Source organism: Streptomyces sp. NPDC046915 (assembly GCF_040644935.1).
Lineage (GTDB): Bacteria > Actinomycetota > Actinomycetes > Streptomycetales > Streptomycetaceae > Streptomyces.
Window position 1 is genome coordinate 1 of record NZ_JBEYXB010000049.1, and the last position, 18,847, is coordinate 18,847.

7 protein-coding genes are annotated in these 18,847 nt (G+C 74.7%); 3 read left to right on the top strand and 4 right to left on the bottom strand.

All coding sequences use genetic code 11. The features are described 5' to 3' along the window. Both ABZ915_RS48170 and ABZ915_RS48175 read left to right on the top strand, forming a co-directional pair. On the top strand, window positions 1-870 hold an 870-nt coding region (locus tag ABZ915_RS48170), incomplete at its 5' end, for a beta-ketoacyl reductase (RefSeq protein ID WP_361817669.1). Between the two features lie 39 nt (window positions 871-909). Beyond that, window positions 910-2,391, top strand: a complete 1,482-nt coding sequence (locus ABZ915_RS48175) for an FAD-dependent monooxygenase (protein WP_361817671.1) — start codon at window positions 910-912, stop codon at window positions 2,389-2,391. A gap of 202 nt (window positions 2,392-2,593) precedes the next feature. Here the strand turns inward: ABZ915_RS48175 and ABZ915_RS48180 are convergent, their stop codons facing one another. Next, window positions 2,594-2,845 carry a phosphopantetheine-binding protein gene (locus tag ABZ915_RS48180; protein WP_361817674.1) on the bottom strand — a complete coding sequence of 84 codons (252 nt, stop codon included), beginning with the start codon at window positions 2,843-2,845 and terminating at the stop codon, window positions 2,594-2,596. 29 nt (window positions 2,846-2,874) lie between these two features. Further along, on the bottom strand, window positions 2,875-3,900 hold the full coding sequence (locus ABZ915_RS48185; RefSeq protein ID WP_361817677.1) for a ketoacyl-ACP synthase III family protein: 1,026 nt from the start codon (window positions 3,898-3,900) through the stop codon (window positions 2,875-2,877). Between the two features lie 218 nt (window positions 3,901-4,118). Here ABZ915_RS48185 and ABZ915_RS48190 point away from each other — a divergent pair, with 218 nt between their 5' ends. After that, window positions 4,119-5,327: a cytochrome P450 gene (locus tag ABZ915_RS48190; protein WP_361817680.1), complete on the top strand. Its 1,209-nt coding sequence runs from the start codon at window positions 4,119-4,121 to the stop codon at window positions 5,325-5,327. A gap of 111 nt (window positions 5,328-5,438) precedes the next feature. Here the strand turns inward: ABZ915_RS48190 and ABZ915_RS48195 are convergent, their stop codons facing one another. Both ABZ915_RS48195 and ABZ915_RS48200 read right to left on the bottom strand, forming a co-directional pair. Continuing rightward, entirely contained in the window at window positions 5,439-7,040 is a 1,602-nt protein-coding gene (locus ABZ915_RS48195; protein WP_361817683.1) for an MDR family MFS transporter, read from the bottom strand. Window positions 7,041-7,162: 122 nt separating this feature from the next. After that, window positions 7,163-18,847, bottom strand: a complete 11,685-nt coding sequence (locus ABZ915_RS48200) for an SDR family NAD(P)-dependent oxidoreductase (protein WP_361817686.1) — start codon at window positions 18,845-18,847, stop codon at window positions 7,163-7,165.

An 18,847-nucleotide genomic window follows, 5' to 3' on the forward strand; every position in this document is an offset into this window, starting at 1 on the left:
TTCCTCGACGCCCTCGCCCACCACCGCCACGCCCACGGCCTCCCCGCCACCTCCCTCGCCTGGGGCCTGTGGCACACCACCCACGGCATGGGCGGGCAGCTCGACGAGCGGGCGCTGGACCGGCTGGCGCAGACGGGTGTGGTGGCGCTGTCACCGGAGGAGGGGCTCAGGCAGTTCGACGCGGCGCTGGCGCTGCGTCAGCCGCTGACGGTGGCGCTGGGGGTCGACACCGGCGTCCTCGCGGACCGCGCGGCGGCCGGGCTGCTCGACCCGCTCTTCGACCGCCTCGTACGGGCCCGGTCGCCGCGGCGCGGCGGGGCGGCGGGGCGGCGCGGTGCGGCCGGCGGGCCGTCGTCGGCGGAGCGGATCGCCGTACTGCCGGCCGCGGAACGCCGGGAGCTGCTGGGTGAGCTGGTGCGGGGCAGCGTGGCCACCGTGCTGGGGCACGCGTCGGCCTCCGGGGTGGACCCGGAGCGGCCGTTCTCGCTGCTGGGCTTCGACTCGCTGTCGGCGTACGAGCTGCGCAACCAGCTGGGTACGGCCACCGGGCAGCGGCTGTCGCCGACCCTGATCTTCGACCACCCCACCCCGTCCGCGCTCACCGCCCACCTGGACGAGTTGCTCGCCCCGGCGGAGCAGGACCCGTTCGCGGCGCTGCTGGCCGAGCTGGACCGGGCCCAGGAGCGGCTCGGTGACCCGGCGGCCTCGCCGGGCGGGGTGGGCCGGCTGGCCGCACGGGTGCAGGACTTCCTGGTGCGGCTGGAGGAGAGCCGCGGTCCGGCCGACGCGGGTCTGACGGCGAGCGAGCTGTCCGTCGCCTCCGACGACGAGATCTTCGACCTCATCGACAACGAACTCGGCATCGCCTGAGCCGCCTTCACGGGGCGTCGGGCAGGAAGGGAACCGCGCATGTCCGGTCCGGTCATCATCGCGGGCGCTGGGCCCGCAGGGCTCATGCTCGCCCATGAACTGGCGTTGTGGGACATCGACACCGTCGTACTCGACCGGCTCGCCGAGCCCAGCGGGCGGGTGCCCGGGCAGGCGCTGAACCTGTCGGCGGCCGAACTGCTCCAGCAGCGCGGCCTGCTGGGCGGTCTGCTGGAGCACAGCAAACCGGTGCAGGGCACGCACTTCTCGCTGATCTGGCTGGACGACAGCGCGCTCGAGGGGCGGCACCAGCCCGCGCTGCTGCTGGGCCAGCAGCATGTGGAGCGGCGGCTCGCCGAGGCGGCCGTGCGGCGGGGCGCCCGGCTGCGGCGCGGCCACGAGCTGGTCGGCTTCTCCCAGGACGCGTCCGGGGTGGCGGCGCGGGTGCGCGGGCCCGAGGGCGAGTACGAGCTGCGCGGCAGTCATCTGGTGGGCGCGGACGGTGAGTCGAGCCGGGTGCGGGAGCTGGCCGGGATCGGCTTTCCCGGGTCCGGGTCGCCCAACTGCGGGCTGGTCGCGGACGTGGAGGTGACCCTCGGGGAGCTGCCCGAGGTGCACCGGGGCTCCAAGGTCTCGCCCGGCGGCGGGATCTACTCGGCGGTGCCCACGGACACCGGGGTCACCCGGATCATCACCGCCGAGTTCGACACCGAGTTGCCGGGCGCGGACGTGGTGCCGGACGCGGCGGAGCTGCGGGAGGCGATCGGGCGGATCAACGGCAGCGCGTTCCCGGACGTGCCGGTGCGGTGGGTGGAGCGGTACGGCGGGCCGACCAGGATCGCCGACCGTTACCGGGAAGGCCGGGTGTTCCTCGTCGGGGACGCGGCGCACACCTTCTACCCGCTGGCCGGGCTGCGGCTGAACCTGTGCTTCCAGGACGCGCTCAACCTGGGCTGGAAACTCGCCGCCGAGCTGCTGGGCTGGGCGCCGCAGGGCCTGCTGGACACCTACGAGGCCGAGCGGCGCCCGCAGGGTGTGCGCGCCGCGGCGGCCACGGACGTGCAGCTGGCGCTGATCCATCCGGCGCGGCGGGTGGCGCCGGTGCGGGAGCTGGTGACGGAGCTGCTGAAGTACCCGGACGTCAACCGGCACCTGCTGGAGCTGTCGACCGGCCTGGACGTCGGCTACGCGCCGGAGGGTTCGGCGCCGCCGCTGGGCCGTCGGCTGCCGCATGTGCCGCTGGTGGGCGCGGACGGTACGACCAGCGTCCCGCGGCTGCTGTACGCGGGCCGGGGTGTGCTGCTGACCCTGACCGGTCCGGCCGACGGCGTTCCCGGGGCGACGGCGGGCCGTACGGACCGCCTCCGCGTGGCCGCGGTGAAACCGGCCCCCGAGATCCCCGCGGACGCGGTCCTGCTCCGCCCCGACGGCCACGTGGCCTGGGCCGGCGACCCGACCGCCGACGCGGCGGCCCTGGCGGAGGCCGTGGAACGGTGGTTCGGCCCGGCGGGACCTGGGTCCTGACGACGGTACGACCTGCACGACCGGTACGACCTGCACGACCGGTACGACCGGTACGACCGGTACGACGAGGGAGGCGGGGGCACGGCGAGGGCCGTGCCCCCGCCTCCGTGCGTACCCGGACCGGACAGCCGGGCCCCGGACGCCGAAAACCCCGCTGCCGCCGGGGCATCGGGTCGGCGGCAGCGGGGTCGGGGCGGGTGGTTCAGCCGGCGGCGGGGAGCTGGTCGGTGAGGCGGGCGGACCAGGCCTCGATGGTGGGGGTGGCGGCGAGTTCGCCGAACTTCACGGTGTGGCCCGCGCGTCGCCAGCCGTTGATGAGCTGCATCAGGTGCAGGGACTTCAGGCCGTGCTGGACGAGATTGGCGTCGTCGGCCAGCTGGCCGGCCGGGACGCCGATGACGGCGGCCACCGCCTCGCGTATCTCCTCGCGGCTGAGTCCGTCGGTCGTTGCCATGGCTGCCTTCTCTCTTTCTTCGGACACGGTCAGGGGGCGGCGAGGATCTCCACGACGGCGGCGCCGACCTCCATGCCGACCGCGGCGGCCAGCAGCAGCACCCGGTCGCCGGGACCGGCCTGCCCCGTGGCCAGGAGCCACTCCAGGCCGGCGATCTGGTCGGTGCCCGCGGAGTGGCCGAGGGTCCGGTTGAACTCCCAGGTGCCGCGCGCCTCGTCGATGCCGAGGGGGTCCAGGAAGCCGTTGCGGATCTGGTCGACGGCGACGGCACTGTGCGCGACCTTGGCGATGTCGTCCATGCGCAGCCCGGCGTCGGCCAGGACCCGGTCGACGACCTCGGTCACCACGTCGCCGAGGTGGAACAGCGGCGGCGCCACCCCGGCCGCCCACTGGGCGCGGATGTACTCGCCGCGTTCCTCCAGGTCGAGGCGCTTGCCGACGGTGATGGAGGGCGGGAAGAGCGGCTCGCCACCGCGGTGCAGTATCTCGGCCTCGGGGCAGGACACCGAGTGCACGGACAGCAGCCGGGCGAAGCCCTCGCGCCGGGAGAGCACGGCGGCCGAGCCGCCGTCGCCGAGCAGGTAGTGGCTGCTGACCCGCCATCGGTCGATGTTGGCGGTGGAGAAGTTGTCGCCCGCGGTGACCAGGACGGCGTCGGGGCCGGGGGTGCCGCCCAGCCAGAGGGCGGCCAGCCGCATCGAGGTGATCATGCCGAGGCAGCCCTGCCGGATCTCGATCGCGGGCACCGGCCGGTCCAGGGTGTTGTGCAGGACGTAGTGCGGCGCCGACCAGATCTCCGGGCCCTGGTGGTGGACCGGGGTGTGCAGCAGGGCCGCGAAGTCGTCGGGCGTGTGCTCGGCGCGTTTGAGGGCCTCCCGGGCGGCGGCGACGGCCATGTCGGGGGCCGGTGTCTCGCCCGCGACGCCCACCGCCACCATCCCGCTGGCCGTGCGCAGTTCCTCGTCGTACCAGCCGTTCTCGACGGCTTCGGCGGTGGTGACCCGGTCCGGCAGATAGGTGCCGATGCCGGCCAGGAAGACATTGTCGACCTTCATGCCCAGCAGGGTCGTCCACCGCTCTTGCGGGCCTCTTTCGGCGGGCTTGCGGACGGCAAAAGCCCGCGGTGCTCCGCCCTGGCTGGTTTAAGTCAGCTTTAGGACCCCGGAATAGCGTGACCGGCAATCAGTTTCGGGGATTTTTTCCAGCCAGGTGCCGAATATCCCGAGGCCGCGATCCGATCGAAGACCTCAGAGACCATCGAGGAGTACCCATCGTGACTGCTGTTCAGGAACTGCCGCGGCTTCCGTTTCCGCGGGACCCGGAGAACCCGGCCACCGCGATCGCGCCGCTCTTCCACCAGCTGCGTACCCGCAATCCGGTGGCGCGGGTGGGGACGCCGGCCGGGGACGAGGGGTGGCTGATCACCCGGTACAAGGAGATCAAGGAACTCTTCAACGACCCGCGGCTGGGCCGGTCCCACCCGGATCCGGACAACGCGGCCCGTATCGCCAACGCGGCCGTGATCAGCGGCCCGCTGGGCAAGCCGGAGGACGAGGTCGCCAACCGCTCCCGGATGCGGCGGCTGTTCGCGCCGTCGTTCTCGGCGCGGCGGGTGGAGAAGCTGCGCCTGGAGGTCGCGGAGATCGTCCGGGAGCTCTTCGACGCCATGGAGGCCGGTCCGCAGCCCGCGGACTTCCACGAGGCGCTGTCCTTCCCGCTGCCGGTGCTGGTCATCTGCCAGCTGCTGGGGGTGCCGGGCGAGGACCGCGAGGAGTTCCGTACGTACTCCAACGGCGCCACGAACCTGTACGACCGCGTGGAGTCGCAGGCGGCCTGGGACCGGCTGACGAGCTACATGTACAAACTGATCGAGGTCAAGCGCAAGGAGCCGGGTCAGGACGTCTTCTCCGACCTCATCGAGGCGCAGGAGCGGGAGAACCTGAGCGACGACGAGATCGCCGGGCTCGGCGCGGCGCTGCTGTTCGCCGGGCACGAGACGACGGTGACCCGTCTCGACATCGGCACGCTGCTGCTGCTCACCCACCCCGAGCAGCGGGCGAAGCTCCAGGCGGACCCGCGGGGCATGGTGAAGAACGCGGTGGAGGAGATCCTGCGGGCGGCGGCGCCGTCCACGCAGGACGTGCTGCCGCGTTACACGCACGAGGACATCCAGGTGGGCGAAACGACGATCCCGGCGGGCGATCTGGTGCTGCTGCCGTTCACGGCGGCGAACCGGGACCCGCAGATGTTCGACGACCCCGACGTCTTCGACATCACCCGGCAGATCCCCCAGCACCTCGCCTTCGGCCACGGCCCGCGCTTCTGCATCGGTGCCAGCCTGGCCCGGGTGGAGCTCCAGATCGTCTTCTCCACGCTGTTCGAGCGCTTCCCCGACCTCCAGCTGGCCGGTTCCCCCAACGACCTGGAGTTCCGTGACGACACCCTGACCGGCGGGCTGGCCCATCTGCCGGTGGTGTGGTGACCCTCTGACCTCACCCGTCCGAGAACGGGGAACAGGCCGCCCGACACCGGTGTCGGGCGGCCTGTTCCCCGTTCTCGGACGGCGGCGCGTGCCGCCGTCCGGTGGGTGGGGTCAGGTGGTCGTGGCGTCCGCCGCGGTGGCGGGTTTCGGCTGGGGGGCGGGGGCGGTGCGGCGGGCGTGCGAGGTGGCGGCCAGCGCGGCGATCAGGCCGAGGCTCAGGGCGCCGACGGGGAGCAGCAGCGTGGAGTGCAGCAGCGACAGGTAGCCGTCGGAGTACACCCCGCGGGCGAGCTTCTCGGCCGTGGCGGCCACGTCGTGCGGTACGGCCGCCGCCACCTGGTGCGCGCCGGCGTCGCGGCCGGCGTCGGAGACGAAGGCGCCGGTGAACTTCTCCCGCACGCCGGCCGGGAGTTGGGCCGCGCGGGAGTCGGCGCCGGAGTGGATCTCGCTGATCAGCTGGTGCTGCATGATCGCGCCGACCACCGCCGAGCCGATGACCGAACCGAGCTGCCGGATGGTGTTGTTGACGCCGGAGGCGGCTCCGGCGAGCCGGGGTTCGACGCTGCGCATCGCCTCGGCGGCCAGCGGTGCGAGGAGGCAGCCGGTGCCCATGCCGGTGACGAGCAGGGCCGGGGTGAAGGTGTACCAGTGGCTGTCGGCGCCGGCCAGTCCGCTCACCAGGGCGATTCCGGTGCCGTAGGCGAGGAGGCCGAACATCAGGACGTACTTGCCGCCGATCCGGTCCGACATGCGGCCGGCGAACGGGGCGACGGCCATGGACACCAGCGGGGAGGGTGCCAGGGTGAGGCCGGCCCGCAGCGGGCTCATGCCGAGGTTGGACTGGAGGTACAGGTTGAAGGGCAGGACCAGGCCCAGCATCGACAGGGCCACCAGGCCGGTCACCGTGGACATCAGGGTGAAGTTGCGGTTGCGGAACACGGCGAAGGGCAGCAGCGGTTCGCGGTCCTGCCGGGCCCGCTGGTGCAGCAGGAACACGCCGATGAGGACGACGCCGGCCGCGATGCAGGCGACGATGGCCCCGTTCCAGTCGTAGCGCTGGCCCTCCTGGAGGCCGAAGCACAGGGCGAGCAGCGCGGCGCTGGCCAGCAGCACGCCGGTGACGTCGAAGCGGTGTGCGCGGCCGGTGCGGATGTCGGGCACCACGAGCAGGGTCAGGGCCAGGACCGCGAGGCCGACCGGCAGGTTGACGAAGAAGATCCAGCGCCAGCCGGCCGCGCTGACCAGCAGCCCGCCCAGCGTCGGCCCGGAGATCGTGGCCACGCCGGCGACCGAGCCCCACACGCCCATGGCCGCGCCCCGCCGTTCGGCCGGGAACACCGCCACGATCATGGTCATGGTCTGCGGGCCCATGAGGGCCGCGCCGAGGCCCTGCACCGCCCGGGTGGCGATGAGTTCGGCCGGGTTCTGGGCCAGGCCGCACGCCACGCTGGCCAGTGTGAAGACCACGACGCCGGCCAGGAAGAGCGCCCTCGGCCCGTACAGGTCGCCGAGCCGGCCGGCGGTGATCAGCAGGACCGCCAGGACCAGGGCGTAGGCGCTGACCACCCACAGGACCTGGTCGAGCGAGGCCCCGAGGTCGGACATGATGTCGGGCATCGCGACGTTCACGATGGTCAGGTCCAGCAGGGTCATGTAGAACCCGAGGGCGAGTGTGGTCAGCACCGCCCAGGGGTTGCCGCGCCAAGTGCTCACGCGAGCCTCTCTTCCATCTCCGGGATACCTCCGGTGTGTTGCGGATATTGCCTGTGTTGCGGATATTGCGGTGTTGCGGATATTTCGGTTGTTGCTGGTGTTGCGGCTTTTGCCGGCCGGTCCTACAGGCCGAGTTCGCCGTCCAGGGCGGCGAACAGTTCGTCGTCGGTGACCGAGTCGAGGTCCGCCTCGTCGGCGTCCGTGGCCTGCGCGGCCTGCCAGGTCCGCAGCAGGCCGGCGAGCCGGTCGCCGGCCTCGGCGTGTTCGGCGGTTCCGGCGGTGCGGGCCAGCAGGGCCTCCAGGCGGTCCAGTTCGGCGGAGAGCGAGGAGGGCCGGGTGTCCTGGGCCGGGGCGAGCCGGTCGGCGAGTTCGGTGGCCAGGGCGGCGGCGGTCGGGTGGTCGAAGGCGAGCGTGGCGGGCAGTTGCAGGCCGGTGGCGGCGATCAGCCGGTTGCGCAGATCCACCGCGGTCAGCGAGTCGAAGCCCAGCTCGGTGAAGCCGCGTTCGGCGCCGATGCCGCGTGCGTCGGGGTGGCCGAGCACATGGGCGATCTCCGTGACCACCAGGTCCCGTACGGCCGCGACCCGCTCGTCGGCGGTGAGCCCGGCCAGCCGGGCGGTCAGGGCGGCCGGCCCGGTGGTGTCGGCCGCGGCGGCCGCGGCCGTGCGGCGGACGGGCACGCGGACCAGCGAGCGCATCAGCGCGGGCAGCTCGCCCGCGGCCGCGCGCCCGCGCAGCGCCGCCCGGTCCAGGGCGGTGGCGACCGGCGCCGGGTGGCTGCCGGCCAACGCCCGGTCCAGGAGGTCCAGGGCGGCCTGGGGGCTCATGGGGGCGATACCGGAACGGGCCAGCCGGACGAGGTCGCTCTGCTTGAGCTCCTCGCCCATGCCCCCGCCACCGCCCCACAGGCCCCAGCCGATGGAGGTGGCGGGCAGCCCCGCGGCGTGCCGCTGCCGGGCGAGGGCGTCCAGGAAGGCGTTGGCGGCCGCGTAGTTGGCCTGGCCGGGGGTGCCGACGGTGGCGGCGATCGAGGAGAACAGGACGAACGCCGACAGCCCGCGCTCCCGGGTCAGTTCGTGCAGGTTGCGGGCCGCGTCCGCCTTGGGCCGCAGGACGGCGTCGAGACGGGCGGGGGTGAGCGCGGTGAGCACCCCGTCGTCCAGGACGCCCGCGGTGTGCACGACGGCGGTCAGCGGGTGTGCGGCGGGGATGGCGTCCAGCAGCGCGGCGAGCGCCCGCCGGTCGGCGGTGTCGCAGGCCACGACGGTCGCCTCGGCGCCCGACCCGGCCAGCGAGGCGACCAGTTCGGCGGCCCCGGGCGCGTCCGGCCCGCGGCGGCTGACCAGCAGGAGGCGACGCGCGCCGTGCGCGGTGACCAGGTGGTGCGCGACCAGCCCGCCCAGCAGGCCGGTGGCGCCGGTGAGCAGCACGGTGCCGTCCGGGTCGAAGGCAGACGCGGAAGGCTCGGCGGCGGGGGCGACGGGGACGAGCCGGGGCGCGTACGTCTGTCCGGCGCGCAGCGCGAGTTGTGGTTCGCCGTCGGCCAGGGCGCGGGCCACGGCCGTGGGCAGCGCCTGTGTGGAGGCGTCGTCGGCGTCCGTGTCGACGACCAGGATCCGCCCGGGGTGTTCGGCCTGCGCGGTGCGCAGCAGTCCGGCGACGGCGGCGCAGGCGGGGTCGGGTACCTCGCCGGGCAGTACGGCGGCGGTGCCCCGGGTGAGCAGCACCAGCGGGACGCCGGCCGTCTCCTCCCGCGCGGACCAGTCCTGTAGAAGTCGCAGTACGGAGGTCAGCGCGGCACGCGCGGTGTCCGCGGGCTCACCGCGGTCGGCGGCGGGTTCGGCGGCGGGTTCGGGGGTGACCGCGGCGAGCAGCACGCCCGGGGCGGTCGCGGCGGCGAGGCCGGTGAGCCGTACGCCCGGCAGGGTGTCGGGCAGGGTGGGCGTGAACGGGCCGTCCAGCACGGCCCAGTCGGCCGGGGCGGCGTCGACGGCGGTGGGCTCCAGCCGGGTCCAGTCCACGGCGAGCAGCCCGGAGCCGGACTCGGCGGGGGTCTGTCCGCCGGCGGGCAGGGCGCGCAGGGCGAGGGTGTCCACGCGGGCGACGGGTGCGCCGGAGGGGTCGGCGAGGTCCAGGGTGACGCTGCCTTCGGCGGCGGCGGGGGTGATGCGGACGCGCAGGGCACTCGCGCCGGTCGCGTGCAGGGTCAGGCCGCTCCAGGCGAAGGGGATGTGGGCCTGGCCGGCGTCGTCGGCGGGGTCGGCCGTGGGTCCGAGCGCGAGGGGCCGCAGCGCGGAGTCGAGCAGGGCGGGGTGGATGCCGAACCGGTCGGGGCCGGTGTCCTGGGAGGCGTCGGCGGGCAGCCGTACCTCGGCGTACAGCGTGTCGCCGTGCCGCCAGGCGGCGGTGAGGCCCTGGAACGCGGGCCCGTAGCCGAGTCCGGCGTCGGCCAGCCGCCGGTCCAGCGCGTCGACGTCGACCGGGTCGGCGCCGGGCGGCGGCCAGGCCTGCGCCCATGCCTCGGCGGCCGGGGCGGTGGTGCCGGTGGCGGTCAGGGTGCCGTCGGCGTGCCGGGTCCAGTCGGCGGCGCCGGAGCCGTCGTCGGGGCAGGTGTGGACGGCGAACGGGTACCGGCCCGAGGCGTCGGCGGGTCCGGCGGACACCTGTAGGCGCAGCGCGCCGTCCTCGGGCAGTACCAGCGGCGCGCGCAGGGTGAGGTCCTCGACCCGGTCGCAGCCGAGCTGGTCGCCGGCGTGTACGGCCAGGTCGGCGAGGGCGGCGCCGGGCAGTAGGACCCGTCCGGCCACCAGGTGGTCGGCGAGCCAGGGGTGGTCGGCGAGGGACAGCCGGGCGGTGAACAGCAGCCCCGAGCCGTCGGCGAGCGGCACGCGGGCGCCGAGCAGCGGATGGTCGGCGGTGTCCTGCCCGGTCGCGGCGGTGTCGGCCGCGGCGGCGGGGGCCTGGAGCCAGTAGCGGGTGCGCTGGAAGGCGTAGGTGGGCAGGTCGGCCCGGCGGGCGCCGTGCCGGGCGAGCCGGTCCAGCCAGTCGGCGGGGGCGCCGCCGGCCACCGCCAGGGCCACCGGCCCCCGGGTGTGGGCGGCGGTGAACGCGGCGGCGACGGTGCGCTGTTCGGGGCGTCCGGCGCGCAGGGCGGCGGCGGTCACGGCGGGTTCGTCGTCCTCGCCGGTGCGCTCCTCGAGCGCGTTGCCCACCATGGCGGTCAGCACGGGGTCGGGGCCGAGTTCCAGATAGGTCGTCACGCCCTGGTCGTGCAGGGTGCGGACGCCGTCGTGGAAGCGGACCGTGCCACGGATGTGGCGGGCCCAGTAGGCGGGGTCGGCCAGGTCCTCGGCGGTGGCGAGCCGACCGGTCACATTCGACACCACCGGGATCGCCGGCGGGTTGAAGGTCAGGGTGGAGGCGATCCGGGTGAACTCCTCCAGCACCTCGTCCATGTGGGCCGAGTGGAAGGCGTGGCTGACCGTGAGCCGATGGGTCTTCAGGCCCGACTGCCGTGCCCGGTCGGCGAGTTCGGCGACCGCGTCGGCGTCGCCGGAGACCACGACGGCGGCGGGCCCGTTCACCGCGGCCAGGTCCACCCGGCCGGGATACGCCGCGAGCAGCGGCCGTACGTCGGGTTCGGCGGCGCGCACGGCGAGCATCGCGCCGCCGTCGCGGGCGGCCTGCATCAGCCGGCCCCGGGCCGCGACCAGCGCGCAGGCGTCCGGCAGGGACAGCACCCCGGCCGCGTGCGCGGCGGTCAGTTCGCCCACCGAGTGCCCGATCAGCAGGTCGGGGACGAGGCCGCGGTGCTCGGCGAGCCGGAACAGGGCGGTCTCCAGGGCGAACAGGGCGGTCTGGGTGTAGCGGGTCTGGTGCAGCAGCTCGGATTCGCCGAACACCACTTCCTTCAGCGGGTGTTCCAGCCGGGGGTCGAGGTGTGCGCACACGGCGTCGAAGGCTTCCGCGAACACCGGCTCGGTCTCGTACAGTTCCCGTCCCATGCCCGGTCGCTGGCTGCCCTGCCCGGTGAACAGGAACGCGGTGCGGCCCCGGCGGGCCGAGCCGCCGCGCAGCAGATGGGGCGAGTCGGTGCCGCGGGCGAGCGCGTCGAGCCCGGCGAGCAGTTCGGCGGCGGAGGAGCCCAGGGCCACCGCGGTGTGGTCGAAGACGGTGCGGGCGGTGGCCAGGGACAGCGCGATGTCGGCCGCCGGGGGCGCCGGTTCTGCCGCGGCGAACTCCGCGAGCCGGGCGGCCTGTTGGCGCAGTGCTTCGGCGGAGCGGGCGCTCAGCACCCAGGGCAGGGGGCCGGTGTACGGGTCGGCGGCCGGCGCCGGGGCGGGCCGGGGTGCGGCGGGTGCCTCGACGATGACGTGGGCGTTGGTGCCGCTGATGCCGAAGGAGGACACCGCGGCCCGGCGGGGGCGGTCCAGCTCCGGCCAGTCGCGCTCCTCGGTCAGCAGGGACACCGCTCCCGCCGACCAGTCGACGTGCGGGGTGGGGGCGTCGACGTGCAGGGTGCGCGGCAGCCGGCCGTGCCGCATGGCCATCACCATCTTGATGATCCCGCCGACTCCGGCGGCCGCCTGGGAGTGGCCGATGTTGGACTTCAGCGAGCCCAGCCAGAGCGGCTGTCCCGGGCCGTGCTCCTGCCCGTACGTCGCGATGAGCGCCTGGGCCTCGATCGGGTCGCCGAGCTTGGTGCCGGTGCCGTGGGCCTCGACGGCGTCGACGTCGGCCGCCGTCAGCCGGGCGTCGGCGAGGGCCTGGCGGATCACCCGCTGCTGGGCCGGGCCGTTCGGTGCGGTGAGGCCGTTGGACGCGCCGTCCTGGTTGACCGCGCTGCCCCGGACCACGGCGAGGACGTCGTGGCCGTTGCGGCGGGCGTCGGACAGCCGCTCCAGGACCAGCATGCCGACGCCCTCGGCCCAGCCGGTGCCGTCGGCGGACTCCGCGAACGCCTTGCAGCGGCCGTCGGAGGACAGCGCGCGCTGGCGGCTGAACTCGATGAAGGTGGTGGGCGTGGACATCACGGTGACGCCACCGGCCAGGGCGAGGGTGCACTCCCCCTCGCGCAGCGCCCGCACCGCCAGGTGCAGAGCCACCAGGGAGGAGGAGCAGGCGGTGTCGACGGTGATCGCCGGGCCCTCCAGGCCGAGGGTGTAGGCGACCCGGCCGGAGGCGACACTGCCCATGCTGCCGTTGCCGAGGTGGCCCTCGTATCCCTCGGGCGCGGGGTGCAGCCGGGAGGCGTAGTCGTTGTACATGACGCCCGCGAACACGCCGGTCCGGCTGCCGCGCAGGGTCGCGGGCGGGATCCCGGCCCGCTCCAGGCCCTCCCAGGCGGTCTCCAGCAGCAGCCGCTGCTGCGGGTCGGTGGCGAGCGCCTCACGGGGGCTGATGCCGAAGAACTCGGCGTCGAAGGCGTCCGCGTCGTACAGGAAGCCGCCCTCCTTGGAGTAGCTGCGGCCGACCCGGTCCGGGTCCGGGTCGTACAGTTCGGCGACGTTCCAGCCCCGGGTGGCGGGGAACTCGCCGACCGCGTCGACGCCCTGCCGCACCAGCCGCCACAGGTCCTCCGGGGAGGCCACGCCGCCCGGGTAGCGGCAGCTCATGCCGACGACGACCACCGGGTCGGCGTCGCTCGCCCGGCGCGGTACGGCGGCCGGGGCCTCCTGGTCCGGGCCGCCGTCCGGGCCGGCGACCAGTTCGGTGAGGTGGTCGATGACGGCGCCGGGTGTCGGGTAGTCGAAGACCAGGGTCGGGGAGAGCGCCAGGCCGGTGGCCGCGCCGAGCCGGTTGCGCAGTTCGACCGAGGCGAGCGAGTCGAAGCCGGCCTCGCGGAACGGGCGGCCCTCCTCGACGCGGGCCGGGTTGTCGTGCCCGAGCACGGTGGCGACCTGGGCGGACACCACCGGGGCGACGGCCGCGCGCCGCTCGGCCTCGGGCAGCGCGGCGATGGTACGGGCCCACTCCCCGTCCGCGCCGCCCGCGCCGCGCCCGGCCCGGCGGGCCGGTACGCGCACCAGGCCGGTCAGGACGGCGGGCAGCTGCCCGGTGCCCGCGTCGGCCCGCAGCGCGGCGAGGTCGATCCGGGCCGGTACCGGCGCCGGGCGGCCGGCGGTGAGGGCGGCGTCGAACAGGGCGAGGCCCTGCGCGGTCTCCATCGGGGCGATGCCGCCCCGGGTCATCCGGGCGAGGTCGGCCTGGTCGAGGTGTCCGGTGAGCCCGGTCGCCTCGCCCCAAAGGCCCCAGCCGAGGGAGGTCGCGGGCAGCCCGGAGGCGTGCCGGTGGTGGGCGAGGCCGTCCAGGAAGCCGTTGGCGGCGGTGTAGTTGGCCTGGCCCGGGTTTCCGAGGGTGGCGGTGACGGAGGAGAACAGCACGAACGCGGCGAGGCCGGCGTCCCGGGTGAGCTCGTGGAGGTGCCAGGCCGCGTCGGCCTTGGGCGCGAGGACGGTGTCCAGCCGGTCCGGGGTCAGCGAGGTCACGGTGCCGTCGTCCAGCACGCCCGCGGTGTGCACGACGGCGGTCAGCGGGTGCGCCGCCGGGATGCCCTCCAGGAGCGCGGCCACCGACGCCCGGTCGGAGACGTCACAGGCGGCGAAGGTCACCTCGGCGCCCGACTCCCGCAGCTCCCTCGCCAGTTCCGGGGCACCGGGGGCGTCCGCGCCGCGCCTGCTGGCCAGCAGCAGCCGACGGGCCCCGTACCGGGTGACCAGGTGCCGGGCGAAGAGCCCGCCCAGGGTGCCGGAGGCGCCGGTGACCAGCACGGTGCCCTCGGGGTCGAGCCGCGGCTCCTCCGGTTCGGCTCCCGTGCCCGTCACCCGTACCAGGCGCGGTACGAGGATCTCGCCGTCGCGGAGGGCGAGTTGCGGCTCTTCCGAGCCGAGGAGGCGGCTGACGTCGAGGGAGGCCGAGTCGTCTGAGTCGTACGGGTCGTCCAGGTCGACCAGGTCGACCAGGGTGAACCTCCCCGGCTGCTCGGTCTGGGCGGTGCGCAGCAGGCCCCAGACGGCCGCTCCGGCCAGGTCCGTGACATCGTCGCCGTCCCGCACGGCCACCGCTCCGGTGGTGACCACCGTGAGCGGGGTCCGTGCGAACTCCGGTGCGGCCAGCCACTGTTGCAGCTCGGCGAGGAGGTGGTGGGTGCGCTCACGCAGGCGTACGGGGATGTCGTGGCCGTCGTCGTCGCGTGCCGCCACGGCGAGGAGGACCCGGTCGGGGAGGGCCTCCCCCGCCGTGACGGCAGTCAGCAGGGCGGCCGTGTCGGCGTACCGGGCGGCCGGGGTGCCGGCCGCGGCGAGGCGCGCGGCCAGCGGGGTGTCGGCGCCGACGAGGGCCCACGAGCCGGCCGCCGGCGCTTCGTCGGGAGCGGGCGTCCAGTCGAGGGCATACAGCCCGCGCAGGCCCTGTCCCCGGGTGAGCCTGCCCGCGGGGACCCGGCGCAGCGCGAGCGACTCGACGCGGGCCACCGGCCTGCCTGTGGGGTCGGTGACGTCCAGGGCGAGGGTGTCCGGGGCGGTCGCGGTCAGCCGTACCCGTACCGTGCGGGGCGCGGGGACGTCGTACAGCCGCACCCCGGACCACACGAACGGCAGCCTGGGCCCGGCGGGCCCGCCGTCCGTGCCGCCGTCCGTGCCGCCGTCCGACAGCAGCCCGGCGTGCAGGGCCGCGTCAAGGAGCGCCGGATGGATGCCGAACGAGGCGGCGTCGCCGGTGAGTTCCTCGGGCAGTTCGAGTTCGGCGAAGCTGTCGCCACCGTGCCGCCAGGCGGCACGTACGCCCTGGAAGCCGGGGCCGTAGGTGTAGCCCTGGGCGGCCAGGTCCTCGTACAGGAAGGCCGGGTCGACAGGTTCGGCGTCCTCGGGGAGCCAGGCGGAGGCCTCGGGTTCGGCGGCCTCGACGGCGGGTTCGAGCAGACCGGAGGCGTGCCGGGTCCAGATCCGCCCGCCGGTGTCCTCGTCGTCGTCCTGCTCGGGCCGGGAGTAGACGCTCACGGCGCGGCGGCCGGCCGCGTCCGGCGCGTCCACGGCGACCTGCACCTGCACGCCCTCGGCGGCCAGCGGCAGCGGCGCCTCCAGCGTCAGGTCGGCCAGCCGGTCGCAGCCCGCCTCGCGGCCCGCGCGCAGCGCCATCTCGACGAACGCGGTCCCGGGAAGCAGCACGGTGTCGGCGACGGTGTGGTCGGCGAGCCAGCCGTGGGTGCGCAGCGACAGCCGGCCGGTGAACAGCAGCCCCTCGCCACCGGCCACCGGCACCAGCGCGCCGAGCAGCGGATGCCCTGCGGCGCCCAGCCCGGCCGCCGTCACGTCCCCGGCGGACCGCGCGGGCGCCAGCCAGAAGTGCTGACGCCGGAAGGGGTACGTCGGCAGCGCGACCGGCGGGCACTGGGGAAGCAGCCGCGACCAGTCGATGAGGACACCGCGCACGTGCAGGCGGGCCGCGGTGAGCAGCAGTTGGTGGGCGCCGCCCGGCTCGCCGCCGGACGCCACCGCTTCCGGCCCGCACGCGACGAAGGCGGTGATGCCGTCGCCCGCTTCCGCCCTCAGCGGTCCGTCCCCGGCGTCCGGCGCCTCACGCAGGCACTCCAGCCAGTACGCGGGGGTCAGGGCGGCCGGGTCCACCGGTGCGCCCGTCGCCCCGAGCACGGGGATCGCGGCCGTGCCGGGCCGCAGGGACGCGAGCAGTTCCAGGGCCGCCGCCTCGTCGCCGTCCGGCACGGTGACCACCCGGGCCCCGTCCCGCAGGCTCAGCGCACCGGCCGCGCAGGCGGCGGCCACCTGCCCCACGCCACGCCCGGCGACCGCGTCCGGCACTACGCCGAGGGACCACCACAGCCCGGCCAGCGACACGCCGAGCGCCCACAGCAGGGGCCGGGCGACGTCCACGCCCTCCGGAACGGGCTCCCCGCGCAGCGCCGCGCGCGGGTCCCAGTCGACCAGTCCGGCGAGGGCCCCGGCGCAGTCGTCGAGCCGAGCGGCGAACTCCGGTACCTCGGCGGCGAGTCGGGCCACGTCGGCGATCCATCCCCCGTCGCCGGCCCGGCCCGGGAACACGAACGCGGTACCGCCCCCGCTCCCGCCGCTCCCTTCGCCCACGACCGCACTCGCCGTCTCCTCCCCCGCCGCGAGCGCCGCCAGCCCGGCGAGCAGGTCCGCGCGGTCGGTGCCGATGGTGACGGCGCGGTGTTCGAAGGTGGCGCGGGTGGTGGCCAGGGCTCGGGCCACGGAGGCGGGGGTGAGGCCGGGGTCGGCCTCGACGTGGGCGTGCAGGCGGGCGGCCTGCTCGCGCAGGGCCTCTTCCGTACGGGCGGAAAGCACCCACGGGACGGCCATGTCCGGGACGGCGGTCTCCACCGTGCGGGGTGCGGTCTCGGGGGCCTGTTCCAGGATCAGGTGGGCGTTGGTACCGCTGATGCCGAAGGAGGACACCGCTGCCCGGCGAGGGCGGTCGAGGTCCGGCCAGTCCTGCTGGTCGGCCAGCAGGGACACCGCCCCCGCTGTCCAGTCGACGTGCGTGGTCGGCGCGGCCAGGTGCAGCGTGCGCGGCAGCACGCCGTGCCGCAGGGCCATCACCATCTTGATGACACCGCCGACACCGGCCGCCGCCTGCGAGTGCCCGATGTTGGACTTCAACGAGCCGAGCCAGAGGGGTCGTTCGGGGGCGTGGTCCTGGCCGTAGGTGGCGATCAGGGCCTGCGCCTCGATCGGGTCACCCAGCTTCGTGCCCGTGCCGTGCGCCTCGACGACGTCGACGTCGGCGGCCGTGAGACCGGAGTCGGCCAGCGCCTGGCGGATCACCCGCTGCTGTGAAGGACCGTTCGGCGCGGTCAGCCCGTTGGAGGCGCCGTCCTGGTTGACGGCGCTGCCCCGGATCACCGCCAGGACGTGGTGTCCGTTGCGGCGGGCGTCCGACAGCCGCTCCAGCACCACCAGACCGGCACCCTCGGCCCACGCGGTGCCGTCCGCCGAGTCCGAGAAGGCCTTGCAACGGCCGTCAGGAGCAAGGCCCTGCTGGCGGGAGAACTCCACGAACATCCCCGGTGTCGCCATCACCGCCGCACCACCGGCCAGGGCGAGGGAGCATTCGCCGCCCCGCAGGGCCCGCGCCGCCAGGTGCAGGGCCACCAGCGACGCCGAGCACGCCGTGTCCACCGTGATCGCCGGGCCCTCCAGGCCCAGCGAGTACGAGATCCGCCCCGAGGCGACACTCGCCGTCCCACCCGTCAGCAGATAACCCTCGACGCCCTCCGCCGGTTCGTGCAGGCGGGGACCGTAGTCCTGAGCGGTCACTCCCGCGAAGACACCGGTGTCACTGCCGCGCAGAGTGTGCGGGTCGATTCCGGCGCGCTCCAGGGCCTCCCACGCGGTGGTCAGGAGGAGCCGCTGCTGCGGGTCCATGGCCAGCGCCTCACGGGGGCTGATGCCGAAGAACTCGGCGTCGAACTCCCCCGCGTCGTACAGGAAACCACCGTGCCGGGCATACGTCTTGCCGCTCACACCCCGCTCGGGATCGTAGATACCCTCCACATCCCAGCCACGGTCCTCGGGCAGACCACCGATCGCGTCCACCCCGTCGGCCACCAGACGCCACAACTCCTCCGGCGAGGCCACCCCACCCGGATACCGGCACGCCATCCCCACCACGGCCAGCGGTTCATCCGTGCTCTCGGCCGGGGGTGCCGTCACATGCGGCAGTTCCAGGAGCCCCCGCACGATGTGTTCGGCCAGGGCGTTGGGCGTCGGATAGTCGAAGATCAGCGAGGAGGGCAGGGAGAGGTCGAGGTCGGCGTTCAGACGGCTGCGCAGCTCGACCGCCGTCAGGGAGTTGTAGCCGAGCTCCTTGAAGGACAGCGCCGGGTCGACCTCGTCCGCGCTCTCGTACCCGAGGATCTCCACCGTGTGCCGACGCACCAGCGCGGCAATCATGGTGATGCGGATCCGGTCGCCCTGCTCGCTGTTCAGCGCCTGGAGCTTCTCGGCCCAGCTCTGGGGAGCGGCGGCCTCCTCCGGCTCCCTGGCCTCCGTACCCGGCGCGTCGATCCAGTGCCGCCTGCGCTGGAAGGCGTAGGTGGGCAGGGGGACACGGCGTCCGCCCGTGTGCCAGTCGACCTCTGACCCGGCGGTGTACGCGGTGGCCAGCGCGGACAGGAACGTACGCTGTTCGTCCTTGGCTTTCTGGAGTACGGCGGCTGCCGTGAACTCGCCTGATTCCAGGGCGTCTTGGACCATCGCGGTCAGGACCGGGTCCGGGCCCAGTTCCAGGTACGTCGTGACACCGTCGGCGGCAAGGGTCTGGATACCGTCGTGGAAACGGACCGTGCCACGGATGTGGGCCGCCCAGTAGGCGGGGTCCGTCAGCTCCACGGCTGTCGCGAGCCGACCCGTGACGTTGGAGACGACCGGGATCATCGGCGGGTTGAAGGTCAGGGTCGAGGCGATGCGCGTGAACTCCTCCAGAGCCTCATCCATGTGCGGGGAGTGGAAGGCATGGCTGACCGTCAGCCGCTTCACCTTCACACCCTCACCGGCGAACCGCTCGGCGATCTCCTCCACCGCGTCCGCATCACCGGAGAGAACAATCGCAGCCGGCCCGTTCACAGCCGCCAGATCCAACCGTCCCGCGAACTCCTCAAGAACCGGGGCGATTTCGGCCTCGGGAGCGGCGACGGCGAGCATCGCCCCACCACCGCGCGCGGCCTGCATCAGCCGCCCCCGAGCCGCCACCAGCGCCCCCGCATCGGCCAGCGACAGCACCCCGGCCACATGCGCGGCCGTCAACTCACCGATCGAATGCCCGATCAGCAC

What these genes read in the sequence shown, in the direction of transcription:
- ABZ915_RS48180 (WP_361817674.1), bottom strand. Translation starts at nt 2,845, where the DNA reads ATGGCAACGACCGACGGACTCAGCCGCGAGGAGATACGCGAGGCGGTG.
- ABZ915_RS48185 (WP_361817677.1), bottom strand. Translation starts at nt 3,900, where the DNA reads ATGAAGGTCGACAATGTCTTCCTGGCCGGCATCGGCACCTATCTGCCG.
- ABZ915_RS48175 (WP_361817671.1), top strand. Translation starts at nt 910, where the DNA reads ATGTCCGGTCCGGTCATCATCGCGGGCGCTGGGCCCGCAGGGCTCATG.